Source organism: Vibrio sp. 16 (genome assembly GCF_963681195.1).
Taxonomy (GTDB): Bacteria; Pseudomonadota; Gammaproteobacteria; order Enterobacterales; family Vibrionaceae; genus Vibrio; species Vibrio sinaloensis_D.
Window position 1 is genome coordinate 2,023,895 of record NZ_OY808997.1, and the last position, 17,552, is coordinate 2,041,446.

The following is a 17,552-nucleotide window of genomic DNA, read 5'->3' on the forward strand; positions in this document are numbered from 1 at the left end:
GTTATGCAACCAAAGTTGTCTGCAATTTTTATACATGATGCAGACTCGATTTTGCCGGACTCAAATTCCAAGAACACTTGAATGTGTTGTATTGGTGTTTGTCTATAAAGACAAACATTGAGAACTTTACAATCAACAATAACTTGTTGATTTGTCAGCTTTCCAAATTGTTAAAGAGCTAATCACTTCCTAAGAAGTAACCATTTTTAAAAGCACTATTAGGAATGCACTTAAAGATGGTATCCCGTAGGGGAGTCGAACCCCTGTTACCGCCGTGAAAGGGCGGTGTCCTAGGCCTCTAGACGAACGGGACACTAAGTTGAACATCTTGGGGGATGTTCTATCTCTTAAACTACATAAACCATCAATCTGTGTGAACACTCATCGCAATAATCATCGTATAAGGAGGTGATCCAGCGCCAGGTTCCCCTAGCGCTACCTTGTTACGACTTCACCCCAGTCATGAACCACAAAGTGGTGAGCGTCCCCCCAAAGGTTAAACTACCCACTTCTTTTGCAGCCCACTCCCATGGTGTGACGGGCGGTGTGTACAAGGCCCGGGAACGTATTCACCGTGGCATTCTGATCCACGATTACTAGCGATTCCGACTTCATGGAGTCGAGTTGCAGACTCCAATCCGGACTACGACGCACTTTTTGGGATTCGCTCACTCTCGCAAGTTGGCCGCCCTCTGTATGCGCCATTGTAGCACGTGTGTAGCCCTACTCGTAAGGGCCATGATGACTTGACGTCGTCCCCACCTTCCTCCGGTTTATCACCGGCAGTCTCCCTGGAGTTCCCACCCGAAGTGCTGGCAAACAAGGATAAGGGTTGCGCTCGTTGCGGGACTTAACCCAACATTTCACAACACGAGCTGACGACAGCCATGCAGCACCTGTCTCTCAGTTCCCGAAGGCACACTCGTATCTCTACAAGCTTCTGAGGATGTCAAGAGTAGGTAAGGTTCTTCGCGTTGCATCGAATTAAACCACATGCTCCACCGCTTGTGCGGGCCCCCGTCAATTCATTTGAGTTTTAATCTTGCGACCGTACTCCCCAGGCGGTCTACTTAACGCGTTAGCTCCGAAAGCCACGGCTCAAGGCCACAACCTCCAAGTAGACATCGTTTACGGCGTGGACTACCAGGGTATCTAATCCTGTTTGCTCCCCACGCTTTCGCATCTGAGTGTCAGTATCTGTCCAGGGGGCCGCCTTCGCCACCGGTATTCCTTCAGATCTCTACGCATTTCACCGCTACACCTGAAATTCTACCCCCCTCTACAGTACTCTAGTCTGCCAGTTTCAAATGCAATTCCGAGGTTGAGCCCCGGGCTTTCACATCTGACTTAACAAACCACCTGCATGCGCTTTACGCCCAGTAATTCCGATTAACGCTCGCACCCTCCGTATTACCGCGGCTGCTGGCACGGAGTTAGCCGGTGCTTCTTCTGCAGCTAACGTCAAATGATGCCGCTATTAACGACAACACCTTCCTCACTGCTGAAAGTACTTTACAACCCGAAGGCCTTCTTCATACACGCGGCATGGCTGCATCAGGCTTGCGCCCATTGTGCAATATTCCCCACTGCTGCCTCCCGTAGGAGTCTGGACCGTGTCTCAGTTCCAGTGTGGCTGATCATCCTCTCAGACCAGCTAGGGATCGTCGCCTTGGTGAGCCCTTACCTCACCAACTAGCTAATCCCACCTGGGCATATCCTGACGCGAGAGGCCCGAAGGTCCCCCTCTTTGAGCCGAAGCTATTATGCGGTATTAGCCATCGTTTCCAATGGTTATCCCCCACATCAGGGCAATTTCCCAGGCATTACTCACCCGTCCGCCGCTCGACGCCGTTATCGTTCCCCGAAGGTTCAGATAACTCGTTTCCGCTCGACTTGCATGTGTTAGGCCTGCCGCCAGCGTTCAATCTGAGCCATGATCAAACTCTTCAATTTAAGATTTTGTCGGCTCAATGAATACTGAACATTACATAAAGTAATGTTTGAATTGACTGTGCTCTTATTGGTTTTTACTTTTGAAAAAGTAAAACAAAACAGCTCAAGGCTGCATCCCAATTCGAATGGTCACTTCGTTTCATTGAAACCTAATTTGAAGCCGAAGCTTCTAATTGGATTATCATCAACGAGTGCCCACACAGATTGATAGGTTTATATTGTTAAAGAGCGTTGCTTTGAGCTTTCTCTCAAAGCGGAGGTGCATTCTAGCGAGATAACTTGAAGAGTCAAACTCTTTTTCAAATTTATTTCCTCGAGAAGTTTTCACCTCTCTAACACTACTGAAGCCTTGTGGCGTCTGCCGTGTCAGTGGAAGCGCATTATAGGCAGTTCCTTTTCGATGGCAAGAGAAAATATGCGTTTTTTCATAAAAAAATGCCCAACTGAACAGCTATTGTTCAGGGGCATTTTTACACTCAAGCTACCCTCAGCTTAAGCAAAGCTTATGCACATTTTCTTGTGGATAACTAATCGTCACTATCGAAAAAGTAGGAAATACGAGAACGTGGGTTGAGATACTCGCGAACTTTGTCCGGCAGTTTGGTTGGCAAAATAGCATTAACTATCTTTATTTCTTTTTCTGCCAAGTCAATGATTGGAGCTTGAGTTCGAGGAACGGATGGATCGTAGATCAATACATTCGGGAACAGTATGTTTCGCGCATTTACCGAGATAACCAATCCGACCATATCATTCGAAAGCTGAACCACAGTACCCGGAGGATAGATGCCCATAAACTTAATCAATAAGCTTAAGTTGTCATTGTTATAAAGGTGCTTGCAGTTCTTATATAGATGAGAGAGGGCAACATAAGGAATTTTTTGCTCTGAGGGCACGTTATGGTGACAAAGGTTGTCGTACGCATTCGCAACTGAGATGACTTGCGTAATTTCATCTATCTCATCTTCTTTAAGACCTGCCGGATACCCCGAGCCATCATTTAGCTCATGGTGTTGCTCGATCACGATCTTTGCAGATTCAGGGAACGCCTCTATATTATTGGCCAACTCCAAGCCATATTTTGTATGAAGTTTAAGGTAGTTTTTCTCTGGTTCAGACAAGGGCGTTTGTTTGCGCACTATTGCACTCGGCACCTTCACCTTCCCCATATCATGAAAAAGCGCAGCAAAAGCCACTTGCTTGAGTTGGTCCGAATCCCACTTCTTCGCTTTCGCTATCATCATTGATACAACAGAAACGTTGAGCGAGTGGAAATAGATATCTTCAAACTCACTTTTACCATTCATGAGATGTAAGGTGACATTGTCGTCACTCAAGAGTTTATCAACAATATCATTCACCAAGCTTGTGGCTTCATCAACTGCTTGGTCAGGACGATTGCGAATTTTGTTCATCACAGCACGCATCCGGGATAACGAGCGCTCGAACTCTTTTTCACAATTAATAACACGGCGCCTGTAAGCACTTAATCGCTCAATTCGGTCTTGCTTCTCTTTCCAGAGCTTTTCTGCCTCTTTATCTATGGCAGCACTCATATCCTCTTCATGCTGGGATGAATCCTGAGTCTTAGGAGGAAGAGGTTGCGTATCACTCTGGTTAGGATTCATGAAGACATGTTTAATCCCCAGATGTCGTATCAACCGAATCTGCTCTTCATCTTTTACCTTGAAGCTATTAAACAGGAATGGGTGTTCGTTCCATTTAACAGGCAACCGAATGTGCAATCCAGGTTGGATTCTGTCGACGGTTATCTTAATACTTGCCACTTCTTATAGATTTCTTTACGTTACTGACTCGTTTATAAGTTTAGATGATTCCATTTCTGAAATCATCATGTTGAGTCACTAATGAGAAGGTGGTAGGTGACTCAGGCGGTTCACACCAAGTTACAATGCAGCATCCAGCGCACACCAAACTGATCTTCAACCTTGCCAAAGCGAGCGCCCCAAAATGTGTCTGCCAACGGCATCATGATATGACCACCGTGAGAGAGCTTATCAAATAATCGAGCCTGCTCATCTAAATCATCCAAAACTAACGATAACGCAACATTATTCCCCGACAGCTCTTTGGCCACCATACCGTCAGACAACATCAGTTTCATACCAAATGCTTCGAACTCGGCATGCATTATCCAATCTGGGTCTGCACCTTCGATCACTTGCGGCGCCTCTTTAAAATATTGCTTGCTCACCACAACACCTCCAAAACACTTGTGGTAGAACTCAAGCGCTTCTTCGCAGCGGCCAGCAAAAAACAGGTATGGGGTTAAGTTATACATTGCGTTCCTCCTTGGTATCTTTAAAAGATAGACAACTTTTTGAAACAACGAGGAAATTTTAATCGCTTACTCAATTCTCTGGTGTGAATTGCGCAAAATTAATTTAGGCTCGAAGGTTTCTGGCAGCTTTGCTTCATGCTTATGAATAAGATTGTTGAGCTGTAAGGCAGCGGCTCGAGCCATGTCGCTGATGGGAAAATGGACCGAGGTCACCGTCGGGTAGAGGTCCTCGCAGCGATCGATACTGTCAAAGCTGACAATTGATATTTGCTCTGGCACTTTGATCCCCACTTCATGGAGGTACTGCAACGCCCCAACTGTCATTTCTTCACTGCAAGAATAAATCGCTGTCACTTGTGGCGCTGCTTGGAGAATTGTCTTTGCCGCTTGATAACCACTTTGGCGGCCGTAGTCCCCTTCCGCACACCAACTCTCTGGTACTGCCACTCCCGCTTTCATCATGGCGTCCAGATAACCTTGCTTACGAAGCACACTATTTTCTCGATGGGCAGGCCCTGCTATGCATGCCACCTTGGTATGGCCGATATCAATCAGGTGCTGAACCGCAATGAAACTGGCTTTGTGGTGATCAAAGGTGATGCAACGCGACTCTAGCCCAGGGACGTAGCGATCTAACAATACGAATGGGGTCGGCGCTTCTGATAAAGTGATCAACTCTTGATCGGACAAGTATCGGCTGTGCAACACATAACCCTCACAGCGAAGATCATTAAAACGTTGTATCGCTTCCTTTTCCCCGTTGGCGGAGTGATGCCCTTGTGCAGTGATCAGAAACTTTTTGTGTTGATCGAGCTCGCTTTGAACCTGATCCATCATCGCACCGAAGAAGCCACCAGTATAATAAGTCACGAGCAAACCAACCATGTTGGTGGAAGAGGTTGCCAGCGAACGCGCGATAGCACTCGGGCGGTAGTTCAGCGCTTTCATTGCTTCTTCAACTTTCCGCTTTGTCTCCGCTTTAAACTTGCCCTCACCATTAATAATTCGCGAAACCGTTGAACGATTTACACCCGCCAACTCAGCGACATCTTTTATTCTAGCCATAACATCCTGTACTTCATCACTTTATAAAGAGGCTGCCAGAACATAAGGACATGACTTTAGGGGGTATCCTGGCAGCCGTAAAACATCCTACACTCGGTTAGGAATGCTGGATAGATAAAGCCGAATAATCCGTGACTTCGATTGAATGCCTTTCAAGCAAGGTGGCAAGTTTGTCATCGGTCAACACGTTAAGCTCTTTCTTTCGTTGTTCTGAGTAGCCACTGCTATGGGCAAGCGCTTGGTCAACAATGGCAGGGTGGCACATGACTTCCACTAGCTCGTAACGTTTTTCTAGCTCTAATAGATGATTCACTAAGCCCATTAAGTCGACGCCTTGGTCATAGAATTGATCGGTAAAGAAGTAATTTAAATTCGGGGCGCTTTGCCCTCTGAGTGGGACGCGGTATTTCGCCGCAACTTCCGTTACAACTGGCAAAAATTCTGGGTGGGTATGGGCGTGATGATGACTGTCGATATGACTGAGCGTCAATCCTGTCGCGAGAAAGGCTTCAACTTGTGCGATACATTCGTCATAGATGGCTTGAGCACTAAACCCGCGATGTGACCAGAACTCTGCGTATTTATAAAACGTTCCGTTTGTATCACTCAAGTTAGTTGAACGTGTTAAAGGCGCTCCCAGCGTAAAACGCAAATGGATGCCTACTTTTAAGGTCGGGATTTTATTAGCCAAAGCGACAGCGTGCTCCTCCTCCGGTAACCCGACGAGCAGTGTTGTAGAACGAACGACGCCCTGTAAATGGGAGCGTACAATTCCCTTGTTGACCCCTTTCGTTAATCCGAAATCATCGGCATTGAAGATCACTTTCATCGCTTTGGCCACTCCTTATAAGTGAGTTAAGGTAAATTGAGGTAGATAATGGCGATTTTGCTGTAATATCTCATCAAAGATCGATTTAGCGCGACCAATATCTGGGACCAACGGATTGTTCGCAAGCGCCATTAAACCCTGCTCATAACTGCCATGTACCGCGGCTTCAATGGTCAGTTGCTCGTAAGCTTTCACTTGATGAAGTAACCCTTTCACATTTGGCGATAACTCCCCAACCGCGAGAGGCTTTGCTCCCCATGACCCAACCACAGCCGTGCACTCAATCACGGCATCATCAGGCAAACCATTTATTGCGCCATTATTAGGCACATTCACAACGTGCAATGAATTTCGATTGTTGTAGATCGCATCGACTAAATTGAGCGACGCATCCGAGTAATAAGCACCGCCTCGCTCTTCCAACTGCGAAGGTTTATGGTCGAGACTTGGCTGCTGATATAGCTCAAACAGTTCCGCTTCGGTCTGCATTACTTGCTCCGCTCGAGTTCCTTTCTCCGCAGCGCTTAGCTTCTCTTCCGCTAGCATCGCATCCGTTTGATAGAAATATCGATGGTAAGGGCATGGGATCGCATTCAACGCTTTCAAAAAAGTTGGGTCCCACGGCTCTTCCCAAATGTTTTTCATGCTGAAGTTGGCTCCATCCCCGACTTTCTCAAGTACGGTGTGAGTAATATCTTCACCATTGAGCCACGCTTTATGCACCCAAACTAGATGATTCAAGCCAGCGAACTCAAGCTGTACTTCATTGGGCTGGCAGTCCATCATGTCGGCAATCATCATTTGCATAGAGACCGGCACATTACATAAACCAATGTTTTTTACCTTGGTGTATTTGTTGACAGCCTCACTCACTAATCCTGCCGGATTGGTAAAATTGAGCATCCACGCATTTGGTGAGAGCTCCTCAATATCACGGCAAATATCCAGTATCACAGGAATGGTTCGTAGCGCCTTTGCAAACCCGCCAGGCCCCGTTGTTTCTTGACCAATTACGTCATATTTGAGGGGGATTTTTTCATCGTTTGCTCTGGCAGCGAGACCGCCAACGCGAAACTGAGTCATAACGAAATCTGCCCCTTTGATGGCCGCCCGGCGATCACAGTCTGCGGTTACCTCAATATCCGCACCGACTTTTGCAATCATACGTTTCGCTAATCCGCAAATAATGTCTAGCTTTTCTTTGCCTTCTTCAATATCAACGAAATGGATCTGTTTTACCGGAAGCGACGTCAATCTTTTGAGTACACCTTCCACAAGCTCAGGCGTATAACTGCTACCCCCACCAATAATAGCAAGCTTTAAGCTATCTCTAGACATTCGTGTTTACCCCGCAATCTGCTTATGTAGTGCGACCATTTCTGTTGCCATTTCTTGCGCCAAAATGGTAGTCATCAAATGATCTTGTGCGTGGACCATTACCAAGGTCATCGCAACTTTCCCCTCCCCCTGATCTTCTTCAATAAGCTGCGTCTGAATCAGGTGCGCTTTGTTTAAACACTCCTTAGCAAGAGCGAGTTTTTCTTCTGCGGCGAGAAACTCTTTTTCGCGAGATAACCTAAGGGCTTCATAACACAAGCTACGTGCTTCACCTGCATTACAAATTATTTCCATAACAACAATTTCTTGTTCCATAACGACTTCCTTTATTCAGAGCTGCCTAACGCGACAGCTCAATGATTTACTTAGGCGATGGCACCTTTACCTGACACGGCTTGCTCTGGTTCAGACTCGCTTGAAGGCTGCTCTTGAGCGATCACTTGCTTTTCAAACATCTTGAAGAAAGGCAGGTAAATAAACAGATCCAGAATCAACAATCCGATCACCAACAATACGGGCGACAGCGTCCAACCACTGCCCCATGACGCGCCAATAATGGCCGGCGTCGTCCATGGTGTTGTGGCAACGCCCATACCAACCAAGCCAACTTGAACCGCAAAATAGGCAATGGTGGCATTGATAACTGGCGCGAAGACAAAAGGAATAAACAAGATTGGGTTCATTACAATTGGACTGCCAAAAATGACAGGCTCATTGATTTGGAAGAAGCCTGGTACCGCACTCATGCGTCCAATACTTTTTAGATGCGCAGAGCGACTGAACGACATCAGTAAGACAAGTGCGAGCGTTGCGCCTGAACCACCAATGAAGATGTAGAAATCCCAGAAAGGTTGCGTAAAGACATTGGGAATGGGCTGACCCGCAACAAATGCATCAATATTGGCACTGATATTGGTAAGGAAAATCGGTGAAAGAAGTCCAACGACAATCGCGGCTCCATGTATTCCAGCAAACCAAAGTAACTGACATAAGAGCAACGCACCAATAATCGCTGGCAGAGTGTTTGAGGCACTGATTAACGGCTTGAACATCGCCATTACTGCATCTGGAATTAGCATTCCGTACTGAGCTTGAACAAATAAGCTCAAAGGATACAAGGTGATGAAAATTGCCAATACGGGCAGTAGCACTTCAAAAGAGCGTGCAATCGCAGGTGGTACTTGCTCTGGCATACGAATGGTAATGTTGTGCTTTTTCATAAATCGATACAGCTCGACCGAAAAGAACGCACACATAACCGCAGTAAAGATGCCAGTTCCCCCCATGTGAGACATCGCCAATGCCCCATCCTTAGCGGGAGCCGCGACCAACAAGAAGCTCATCAAAGATAAAACAGCGCTCGTGATACCATCCATCTTATAGGCTTTCGCCAAACTATAAGCGACACCCAAGGAGACAAAAATCGTCATAATGCCCATCGACATATTGAACGGCATCATAATGGTGTCAAAGTGTGTGGTAGCGAAATCTAACCAAGCGCGACCAAACGCATTTGTGGTATCTTCGCCAAACGGGGGAAAAGCAAAGATCAAAATAAAACTACCGACGATAATAAATGGCATTGCGACAATAAATCCGTCACGCATTGCTCGTACATGAGGTTGATTGCCAACTTTTGCGGCAAGCGGTGCTATATTTTTTTCGACGATTCCTATAATCGCATCATAAAGCTTCATAGATTCCATCCTTATTTTTGGATAAAAGAATCCCTACGCATATAAATATGCGCATATTCTTTTACTGATAAATTGAGTTTATTTAATTAGATGAGTTCGAGCGCTTGTTGAAGCACTTCATCACCTTTCATCATTCCATAGGCTTGTGGCGAAATTGCCGCAATGTTCTTACCATGCTCTTCTGCCGTCTTACGCAGTTCTTCCAACTGAAAGCGAACTTGAGGGCCAAGCAAGCAAACATCATACTCTTTGATTGCCTCGTCAAATGCGTTGACTGACATTGCATCAATCTTACACTCTATTCCTTTTAATTCAGCAGCTTGCTCCATTTTCTTAACAAGCATACTGGTCGACATACCAGCGCTACAGCACAAAAGAATCTTTTTCATAATCTTGCTCCATGTGTTCAATCTTTAACCTACGAACACTGTAGCAAAAACGTACAACACAAAAAAGCGCAACCGGTTGCATTGTACGTGAACAAACTCTCATTTTATAAAGAAACATCGCTGTTTTAACTGGTGATATTTTTATTAATTATTTTAACTTTAAATCTAAACTAGAATAAAAATAGGCGCGTATATCTAGCAAAAATACTGTTTATATATTGTCACTTTGTTTATTTTTACTGAGGCTTATCTAATAATCTTAAAGAATACAAAAGCTAAGGTAATAATATAGAATCTATAAAAACAAAGCCCAGTGAAGACACTGGGCTTTGTTCGTTTGAGAATTACTTGGTATGGAAAATTTGTTCCGTTTCCAAGGAAGTCATTGCGCGGATTTGACGCCAAACATAGTAGAAGATACCAAACATCATCAACATACTTGGTATGGCGATAATTGGGTAGCTATATAATGTTAGTTTTCCGAGCTCTTCATTAAACTCAGCGGTTCCTGCTGGGCTTGTCACAATCCAGGTCGCGAGGAAATAATTCATCACCGATGAAAAGGCAAAGGTACTGGCAAATAGGTAGTTAGACGTCATGAGACAGCGTTCAAACGCTTGAGACTTACCGCTTTCTTCTAGTCGTTCCTTGATGAGAGGCAGATTCAAAATGGTGTCATTGAGGATCATCTTCTGCATAAATGGGTAACGTGTAAACGTTGAGCCCAGAACCGCTAAACCAATCAGGCCAGGGATCAACGCTTCTTTCAGCGCCAACCAACGAGTATCTAGTTCAAGTAGACCGATTCCTCCAGTGAGCAACACACTGACAAAGCCCAGTGCCGCAATAAAGTTAAACTTCTTGTTACGAATCAGCTCCATGCCACCATAAGCCACAGGGAAAGCAAGCGCGACGACTAACGCCATAACCGTTCCTAGATGCTCTTCGCCACTAAACTTCATTAAAATGAATGACGGGACAAAAACGTTAAAGAGGATCTCGAACAAGGGGTTCGATTTTTTGTTCTCTGTGTTACTCATAATTTCTAAAGGCTGCGTTTAAAATAAATCTCTGGGAAGGGATTGTTCCTCGCATAGCGAGAGAAGTAAAGCGTTAACGCGCCAAGCTGTGTAACGACATATGAAATGGCGGAGAATAGTACTAGATGAGGCGCCCACTCCAGCAACCACGCAGAGGCTGCGTTTCTACATTAGCGCCATGGTACCAGTGCGGACTGATTGGACAAGCATTCCTGCCGCTACCGCGAAGGCAACGCCTGTCAAACATGAATCTATTTTCAAACACCTAAAACGACGAAAGGCCGCTATAAAAGCGACCTTTCTATGTATGGTACCGGTGCGGACTGATTGGACAGGCATTCCTGCCGCCACCGCGAAGGCAACGCCTGTCAAACATCAATCTATTTCAAACACCTAAAACGACGAAAGGTCGCTATATAAGCGACCTTTCTATATATGGTACCGGTGGGCGGACTTGAACCGCCACGCCCGAAGGCAACGGATTTTGAATCCGTCGTGTATACCAATTTCACCACACCGGCATCTAGGACATCTCGTCCTTTGATGTTTGGCATTATACGTAAGCCGAGCGTTCGTGCAAGTGCAAAAGACTGAATTACTTGCCGTTTGCTGATAAATTCGCCACAAGTTGCCAAGCTGTGCGCAAGGTCTCTTTTCAGATCAAAATTGAAGCTTTATTCTTTCGCCTAATTTTTATTTTGGTAAGCAGGTTTTATGTCAGCAACTGACTCTTTGCCACCAGCGGGGTTGTTTCGTCGCTTAGGGGCTCTTTTTTACGATGGTCTGATTATAATGGCGGTTGAAATGATGGCTGCGGGTATTGTAATTGCCATTCTTCACGCACTGATGGCGATGGGAGTATTCAGTGTCGGCGGCTATGCTGATGTGAGTGACTTCCTGACCAATCACCCAGTTTGGAGCCCAGTATATACCGCTTACCTCGCGGCGGTCTGGATATACTTCTTTGTCTTCTTTTGGACTCGAGCAGGACAAACTTTGGGAATGAGAGCTTGGAAGCTTCACCTTAGAAGCAATGACGGTTCGCCAATATCGACCACTCAGGCTTTGATCCGTATCGGTACATCGGGATTTGGTTTAGCGAACTTAACTGTCCCAATTGATCCGAAAAAGCGTGGTTTCCACGATATTTGGGCGAAGACTGAAGTTGTAGTACTGCCAAAGGCAAACTAGGTAATTAGTCAAAAGACAAAAAAGGAAGGCATCTCGCCTTCCTTTTGTTTTTTCAGCGCCGTTAGTCGACTTTTAACTCTTTGAGCATCGCCTCAGGTAGCGCTAGGTCATCGTTCTTGTTGACGGAGATGCCCGCATCAATAATGGCCTGAGCAATCTGCTTCGCTTCATCTAATGAGTGCATTGCAGCAGTTCCGCACTGATACTCGTTGAGCTCTGGAATTTTATTTTGGCTCTCTACTTTCAGTACGTCTTGCATTGCGGACAACCACGCCTCAGCCACCTGCTGCTCTTGAGGAGTACCAATCAAGCTCATGTAGAAACCGGTACGACATCCCATAGGTGAAATATCGATGATTTCCACGCTATCGCTATTCAGATGGTTACGCATGAACCCTGCATATAGGTGCTCTAGCGTATGAATCCCTTTCTCTGACAGGATATCTTTGTTTGGCGCAGTAAATCGCAAATCGAACACGGTAATCGTATCGCCCTTGGGGGTGGTCATGGTTTTCGCCACTCGAACGGCAGGTGCGTTCATACGAGTGTGATCGACGGTAAAGCTATCTAATAACGGCATTGTCCTTCTCCTCTCAAGCTAGTATTAGAAAAACCAGCTTCGGTTATTTTCCAGTTCTTGTCGGCACTGTTTAAGTTGCCAACCGTAATCCTTTGCTTGCTGTTCAACTTTTCGAGCCACTCTGATTAATGATGGCTTCGATTGATATGTTTTACGTTTATAGCCACCACGGCCTTCGTGGTACGCCAAATATTGGTTGTAGGGATCCCATTTTGAGATACCTAACTGCTTTTGAGTTTCGCTGGTATACCAGCCAATAAACATCAGTGAGTCACCAAAATTGGTTCTTGAGCCACCATGATTCGTGGCTTTTTGAAAATCTTCCCATGCTGGGTCTTGCGCTTGTGCATATCCATAAGCGCTACTGACACGCCCCCATGGAATAAAGCCCAATACATAGTCTTTCGGTGGGCGCGCATCATGACGATAACTGCTCTCTTGTTTGACAAATGCCATCGCAATCTGAATCGGCGTCCCCCACTCCTCTTGCATATCGACAGCATCGTCATACCAAGCGGGCTTCTCGCGGAAAATCTCGCATAAATTAGAGTGGTTTTTGGGTGGCGCCGTTGCACATCCACCTAACACTAACAGAGCAAAAACCGCCGCAAACCTTTTTACCACCGGCGTTCCTTACGCGTTTAAATACGCAAAGTAGTCGGTCAAAAAGTCATCGAAACTGAGCTTATCCGTAGCCTCAACGTCCGCTTGAGCTTTAACCGAGCGCTCCACTTCTTGTTCCATCTCAGCTTCGCTGTAGGTGCGGTAACGGTGTTCTAGGTGCTGTTGGCGATACTGTTTACCAAATTCACAGCCGACTTTGCCTAACCCGCCAAAGCGTTTGGTATCTTCGAGTAGCTGGCCAGAGATGGTGAGCTCAGGGTTATCAATCCACTCCAGCAGCTTATAGCAAACCGCCTGATACTCATTGCCACCGTTTGCTGCGTCCATCTGCTCAGCGATTTGAGTCAACTCAACAAACACTCGTTTCGCCCAATCTTGCAGACTCAGAATTTCACCTTTACAGCCGATCTGAAGCTCAAGCCCTGGTTTGCGACCTTCAACAATCACTTTATTCCAGTTCTCGCGCCAACATGCCTGTTCACAGTAATCCATCGGTTCAGAATCCGACAACGCAGCCCACGCTAAGAATAGATCCAAGAAGCGCACTTGTTCAGCTGTCACGCCAACAGAGCTATATGGATTCACGTCTAGCGAACGAACTTCAATGTACTCAACCCCACCACGTGCGAGCGCTTCAGACGGTTTTTCACCGGATTTAGCAACACGTTTTGGTCGAATTGGCGCATACAGCTCATTTTCGATTTGTAAGACGTTGCTGTTTAGCTGACGATACTCACCGTCAACTTTAACGCCGATCGCTGCGAACTCTTCCGAAGGAGTGCGAATCGCGGTATTTAACCCATCGAGATACTCTTCGAGGCTGTTAAAGCCAATTTTCAACGCGCTCTGAGCACTGTTGGTGTAGCCCAAATCACTCATTCGTAATGAAGTCGCATTTTGTAGGTAAAGCGTGCCACCAATTTTTTCAAACGGCAGCTTTGTTTCTCTACCTTGAATAAACGACGAACAAAGCGCAGGTGAAGCACCAAAGAAGTAAGGGATTAACCAGCCAAAACGATAGTAGTTTCGGATCAGACCGAAATACGCCTGCGACTTAGTCTGTTGGCGCTCTTGCTCATTTTGCTCTCCGTATAACTGATCCCAAAAAGATTCAGGAAACGAGAAATTAAAATGCACACCGGAAATAATCTGCATCAAACTACCGTAACGGTGTTTTAAGCCTTGACGGTAAAGCGTTTTCATTTTGCCTGAGTTTGAAGAGCCGTATTGCGCAAGGTTAATGTCATCTTCACTCCCCACGAAGCAAGGCATCGACAGCGGCCACATTTTCTCTTCGCCCAGTTTAGTTTGGGTAAAGTGATGAATGTCTTCTAACTGGGCTGTGAGCGTGTCAATGTCTTTAGACACAGGCGTGATAAACTCAAGCAAAGACTCTGAGAAATCGGTCGTAATCCAATTGTTCGCGTATGCAGAACCTAGTGATTTAGGGTGGGGCGTCGTTGCAAGGTAACCATCTTGTTGATAACGAAGTGTCTCTCGCTCAACACCTCGGCCGAAAGATTTGAATACTTCTGGGTTTCGTGCAACTCGCTCAAGTCGCGCAGCAAATTCAGTCAAAATGAGGTTCGCTTATGTCGAGGGCCCAGTTCGTACTGAGCCAATCCTATAATTAATAAAGAGTGACTGACGTCACTCTTTTTCTTTGCTCTAAGTTATGTGTACTCTAGCGGATGATTTCAAGCTCTTCTATCGGGATTTGCAAACTTTCTAGTTGTGGCCTCAAGGTATTTGCATCACCGACCACAATGATTTGATACTCTTTGGGAGTAAACCACTTCGCCGACAACTGATCAAGCGTCGATTTTTCAACCGTTTCAACAATCTCATTACGCTGCTTGAGGTAGTCTTCATCCAAGCTGTAAGCAAGGATACTACTTAACAACTGAGCTTTCTGTGAAGGTGTTTCATACTTCAGAGCATCTTGTTGACCGACCGCCAAGCGTAAAAATTTCATCTCGGCGTCGCTCATGCCTTCCAAACTGTACTCATTGAGTTCATTTTCAAACTCACGAATCGAGGCTAACGTCGAATCAGCGCGGACTTGCGCAGAAAAGACAATCGCCCCCACCTCTCGGTTCGCCGCTAAATAACCGCTTGCGCCATAGGTATAACCTTTGTCTTCGCGTAAGTTTTGGTTTAAGCGACTATTAAAGTTACCCGCAAGATTAAAGTTGGCCAGTTGCGTCAAATACGTTTCGCCTGTGGCATCAAAGGGTAAACCTTGTCGAACAAAACGAACAATGCTTTGAGGCGCGCCGGGCTTATCTACGAGGTAAATTTTTTGCTCGCCCGGATCACTCACCAACTGAGGACGCAACAACGGCGCCGCTTTACCCTGCCAGTTTTCGATGAACGCCAATGATTTTTTAATCTGGCGTTTTGAGATGTCACCCACCACGACAATTTGAGTGCCTTGCGGTGTGTAGTGCGTTCGATAAAACGCTTTCACATCATCAAGCGTTAACGCTTCAACAGACTTAGCCGTGCCATCGCTTGGCCTTTGGTAAATAGAACCCGAGAACAACACTTGACGCGTCGCTTGTGAAGCGAGCCAACTTGGTTTTTGGTGCTGATAAACTATGCTTTCGAGCATCTGACGTTTATTGCGTTCAAAATCTTGCTGCTTGAAGGCTGGCTCGAAAAGAATTTCTTCCACCAAAGCCAATGTCTGAGGTAGGTTCTTTTCTAAACTCGATATCGCAATGTTGGTTGTATAGTTGGCAGCATCGATAGAGACCGAACTGCCAAGCTTATCCAATTGCGCTTGCAGTTCTTCAACACTAGATTTTAACGTTCCCTCTTGCATCATGGCAGCGGTTAGATTGGCTAAACCTTCCTGACCTTTAGCGACATACCTCTCACCTGCAGGAAGTCGAATATTGAGTTGAACCGTCGGCGTTTCATCACTGACTGTTCCAAGCAGTTCAACACCATTGTCAAAGTAGACACTGTACAACTTCGGCATCTGAGCTTTGACACCTTCAGCCACTTGCGGCATGACTGAGCGATCAAACTCATCTACCGGGCGGCGGTACTCGAGATCCGATTCGGTTACTTTCGCGTACTCTGGCAATGTTCGAGCCGGTGTCACAAAATTTGCCGGCGCTACCGCAAAGTCAGACTTACCTTTTGGTACGACACTTAAGGTCACTTTTTTATGACCATTCACATAGTCTTTATAGGCTTTCATGACCGATTCAGGTGACACAGATCGGATCCGTTCAAGCTGGCTCTGAAGACGATCAGGTTGATCGAAGAAGGTTTGATTCGAAGCCAATTGCGAAACTTTACCTCGAACACTTTGCAGAGCAAACACCGCATCTGCTTCCGCCATACCTGTGATTTGATCTAGACGACTTTGGTCAACGCCTTGCGCTTCAAACTCATTTAAAGTCTGCATTAACTCTTCATAGAGAGGCTTTAACTGACCTTTCTCTCCCGATGGTGCCATTGCGTAAACATAGAAATTACACGCCAACTCAGCACAATCTTGGAACGCACCTGCATCTACCGCTTTTTGCGTTTTGACCAGCTTTTGATACAGCAGGCTGTTTGCCCCACTTCCCAGCACATTAGCCAGCGCATCTAGAGAGACCTGAGTTTCTTCACCACGATAAGTAGTAGGCCACCCAACCACAACCATCGGCTGCTGAATACGATCTTGCAAAGTAATATAACGGTCTTCTGTCAAGACAGCTGGTTGCTTAGGAGCCTTGTCTACCTCAGGACCAGTAGGAATTGAGCCAAAGTATTTGTTCACCCATTCCAGCGTTTGATCAACATCGAGATCACCGCCAATGGTGAGTACCGCATTATTTGGGCCATACCAACGCAAGAAAAAGGCTTTAAGATCGTTAACGTCAACACGATCTAAATCTTCCACATAGCCAATGGTTTGCCATGAGTATGGATGACCTTCCGGATACATGGCTTCGCCAATCTTTTCCCACATTAAACCATAGGGTCTATTGTCATAATTCTGCGCACGCTCATTCTTAACGGTATCGCGCTGAATTTCGAATTTGCGTTGCGAAACAGCATCAAGCAAGAAGCCCATGCGATCGGATTCCAACCACAACATCTTCTCGAGTTGATTGGAGGGAACCGTTTCAAAATAGTTGGTTCTGTCGCGATTCGTGGTCCCGTTCAGTGTGCCACCCGCTTCGGTAATAATTTTAAAGTGCTCTTGGTCACCGACATGCTCGCTGCCCTGAAACATCATATGCTCAAAGAAATGCGCAAAGCCTGACTTACCAATTTCTTCACGTGCAGAACCAACGTGATAAGTCACATCCACATGAACGAGAGGATCAGAGTCATCAGGAGATAGGATAACCGTCAACCCGTTGTCGAGTTTGTATTTGGAATAGGGAATCATCGCTTTGCCAGGCTGAGGATCGACCTCTTCAATCAAGGTGACCCCTTCCGGTAGCGATGAGAATAGAGAGACAGAAGGAAGGTTGCTAGTTGAGCAACCGTAAAGAGCGACGAGAGAAAACGCACCAAGCCAGATTTTTCTCATA

At 46.0% G+C, this 17,552-nt stretch carries 15 protein-coding genes, 2 tRNA genes and 1 rRNA gene; 2 read left to right on the forward strand and 16 right to left on the reverse strand.

Translation table 11 applies throughout. From position 1 onward, the window contains the following. Nucleotides 1–237: 237 nt before the first annotated feature. The 11 genes from U9J37_RS09125 to U9J37_RS09175 form a co-directional block, all read right to left on the reverse strand. Nucleotides 238–313 (reverse strand) — tRNA-Glu (locus U9J37_RS09125). 88 nt (nucleotides 314–401) lie between these two features. Then, nucleotides 402–1,953 (reverse strand): 16S ribosomal RNA (locus U9J37_RS09130). Between the two features lie 527 nt (nucleotides 1,954–2,480). After that, complete coding sequence (locus U9J37_RS09135) at nucleotides 2,481–3,740, reverse strand: HD-GYP domain-containing protein (RefSeq protein WP_043887330.1); 1,260 nt, start codon at nucleotides 3,738–3,740, stop codon at nucleotides 2,481–2,483. Nucleotides 3,741–3,850: 110 nt separating this feature from the next. Then, nucleotides 3,851–4,255: a VOC family protein gene (locus U9J37_RS09140; RefSeq protein WP_005475521.1), complete on the reverse strand. Its 405-nt coding sequence runs from the start codon at nucleotides 4,253–4,255 to the stop codon at nucleotides 3,851–3,853. 66 nt (nucleotides 4,256–4,321) lie between these two features. After that, nucleotides 4,322–5,320 carry a LacI family DNA-binding transcriptional regulator gene (locus U9J37_RS09145; RefSeq protein WP_005475515.1) on the reverse strand — a complete coding sequence of 333 codons (999 nt, stop codon included), beginning with the start codon at nucleotides 5,318–5,320 and terminating at the stop codon, nucleotides 4,322–4,324. 97 nt (nucleotides 5,321–5,417) lie between these two features. Further along, nucleotides 5,418–6,149 (reverse strand): chitin disaccharide deacetylase, encoded by a 732-nt coding sequence (chbG, locus tag U9J37_RS09150; protein WP_043887328.1) that lies wholly within the window; start codon nucleotides 6,147–6,149, stop codon nucleotides 5,418–5,420. Nucleotides 6,150–6,164: 15 nt separating this feature from the next. Further along, nucleotides 6,165–7,487 (reverse strand): 6-phospho-beta-glucosidase, encoded by a 1,323-nt coding sequence (locus U9J37_RS09155; RefSeq protein ID WP_005475474.1) that lies wholly within the window; start codon nucleotides 7,485–7,487, stop codon nucleotides 6,165–6,167. A gap of 6 nt (nucleotides 7,488–7,493) precedes the next feature. Continuing rightward, on the reverse strand, nucleotides 7,494–7,802 hold the full coding sequence (locus U9J37_RS09160) for a PTS lactose/cellobiose transporter subunit IIA (protein ID WP_005475534.1): 309 nt from the start codon (nucleotides 7,800–7,802) through the stop codon (nucleotides 7,494–7,496). Between the two features lie 50 nt (nucleotides 7,803–7,852). Beyond that, nucleotides 7,853–9,184: a PTS sugar transporter subunit IIC gene (locus U9J37_RS09165; RefSeq protein ID WP_043887327.1), complete on the reverse strand. Its 1,332-nt coding sequence runs from the start codon at nucleotides 9,182–9,184 to the stop codon at nucleotides 7,853–7,855. Nucleotides 9,185–9,270: 86 nt separating this feature from the next. Then, nucleotides 9,271–9,573 (reverse strand): PTS sugar transporter subunit IIB, encoded by a 303-nt coding sequence (locus U9J37_RS09170; RefSeq protein WP_038140319.1) that lies wholly within the window; start codon nucleotides 9,571–9,573, stop codon nucleotides 9,271–9,273. Nucleotides 9,574–9,917: 344 nt separating this feature from the next. Next, nucleotides 9,918–10,613, reverse strand: coding sequence for a VC0807 family protein (locus U9J37_RS09175; protein ID WP_038140320.1), 696 nt, complete (start codon nucleotides 10,611–10,613; stop codon nucleotides 9,918–9,920). Between the two features lie 100 nt (nucleotides 10,614–10,713). Between U9J37_RS09175 and U9J37_RS09180 the strand changes: the two genes are divergently transcribed. Further along, nucleotides 10,714–11,010: a hypothetical protein gene (locus U9J37_RS09180; protein ID WP_043887325.1), complete on the forward strand. Its 297-nt coding sequence runs from the start codon at nucleotides 10,714–10,716 to the stop codon at nucleotides 11,008–11,010. A gap of 39 nt (nucleotides 11,011–11,049) precedes the next feature. Here the strand turns inward: U9J37_RS09180 and U9J37_RS09185 are convergent. Continuing rightward, nucleotides 11,050–11,134, reverse strand: a tRNA-Leu gene (locus tag U9J37_RS09185). Nucleotides 11,135–11,327: 193 nt separating this feature from the next. Between U9J37_RS09185 and U9J37_RS09190 the strand changes: the two genes are divergently transcribed. After that, nucleotides 11,328–11,804: an RDD family protein gene (locus U9J37_RS09190; RefSeq protein ID WP_005475517.1), complete on the forward strand. Its 477-nt coding sequence runs from the start codon at nucleotides 11,328–11,330 to the stop codon at nucleotides 11,802–11,804. A 61-nt stretch (nucleotides 11,805–11,865) separates the two neighbouring features. Here the strand turns inward: U9J37_RS09190 and luxS are convergent, their stop codons facing one another. The 4 genes from luxS to U9J37_RS09210 form a co-directional block, all read right to left on the reverse strand. Continuing rightward, complete coding sequence (gene luxS, locus U9J37_RS09195; RefSeq protein WP_005475528.1) at nucleotides 11,866–12,384, reverse strand: S-ribosylhomocysteine lyase; 519 nt, start codon at nucleotides 12,382–12,384, stop codon at nucleotides 11,866–11,868. Between the two features lie 24 nt (nucleotides 12,385–12,408). Continuing rightward, a complete protein-coding gene (locus tag U9J37_RS09200; RefSeq protein WP_005475479.1) occupies nucleotides 12,409–13,008 on the reverse strand; it encodes a transglycosylase SLT domain-containing protein in 600 nt (199 codons plus the stop codon). A 9-nt stretch (nucleotides 13,009–13,017) separates the two neighbouring features. Next, on the reverse strand, nucleotides 13,018–14,586 hold the full coding sequence (gene gshA / locus U9J37_RS09205; RefSeq protein WP_005475519.1) for a glutamate--cysteine ligase: 1,569 nt from the start codon (nucleotides 14,584–14,586) through the stop codon (nucleotides 13,018–13,020). Between the two features lie 106 nt (nucleotides 14,587–14,692). Further along, on the reverse strand, nucleotides 14,693–17,551 hold the full coding sequence (locus U9J37_RS09210; RefSeq protein WP_005475491.1) for a M16 family metallopeptidase: 2,859 nt from the start codon (nucleotides 17,549–17,551) through the stop codon (nucleotides 14,693–14,695). Nucleotide 17,552 lies beyond the last annotated feature (1 nt).

What these genes read in the sequence shown, in the direction of transcription:
- U9J37_RS09140 (WP_005475521.1), bottom strand. Translation starts at nt 4,255, where the DNA reads ATGTATAACTTAACCCCATACCTGTTTTTTGCTGGCCGCTGCGAAGAA.
- U9J37_RS09145 (WP_005475515.1), bottom strand. Translation starts at nt 5,320, where the DNA reads ATGGCTAGAATAAAAGATGTCGCTGAGTTGGCGGGTGTAAATCGTTCA.
- chbG (WP_043887328.1), bottom strand. Translation starts at nt 6,149, where the DNA reads ATGAAAGTGATCTTCAATGCCGATGATTTCGGATTAACGAAAGGGGTC.
- U9J37_RS09155 (WP_005475474.1), bottom strand. Translation starts at nt 7,487, where the DNA reads ATGTCTAGAGATAGCTTAAAGCTTGCTATTATTGGTGGGGGTAGCAGT.
- U9J37_RS09160 (WP_005475534.1), bottom strand. Translation starts at nt 7,802, where the DNA reads ATGGAACAAGAAATTGTTGTTATGGAAATAATTTGTAATGCAGGTGAA.
- U9J37_RS09165 (WP_043887327.1), bottom strand. Translation starts at nt 9,184, where the DNA reads ATGAAGCTTTATGATGCGATTATAGGAATCGTCGAAAAAAATATAGCA.
- U9J37_RS09170 (WP_038140319.1), bottom strand. Translation starts at nt 9,573, where the DNA reads ATGAAAAAGATTCTTTTGTGCTGTAGCGCTGGTATGTCGACCAGTATG.
- U9J37_RS09175 (WP_038140320.1), bottom strand. Translation starts at nt 10,613, where the DNA reads ATGAGTAACACAGAGAACAAAAAATCGAACCCCTTGTTCGAGATCCTC.
- U9J37_RS09180 (WP_043887325.1), top strand. Translation starts at nt 10,714, where the DNA reads ATGAAATGGCGGAGAATAGTACTAGATGAGGCGCCCACTCCAGCAACC.
- U9J37_RS09190 (WP_005475517.1), top strand. Translation starts at nt 11,328, where the DNA reads ATGTCAGCAACTGACTCTTTGCCACCAGCGGGGTTGTTTCGTCGCTTA.
- luxS (WP_005475528.1), bottom strand. Translation starts at nt 12,384, where the DNA reads ATGCCGTTATTAGATAGCTTTACCGTCGATCACACTCGTATGAACGCA.
- U9J37_RS09210 (WP_005475491.1), bottom strand. Translation starts at nt 17,551, where the DNA reads ATGAGAAAAATCTGGCTTGGTGCGTTTTCTCTCGTCGCTCTTTACGGT.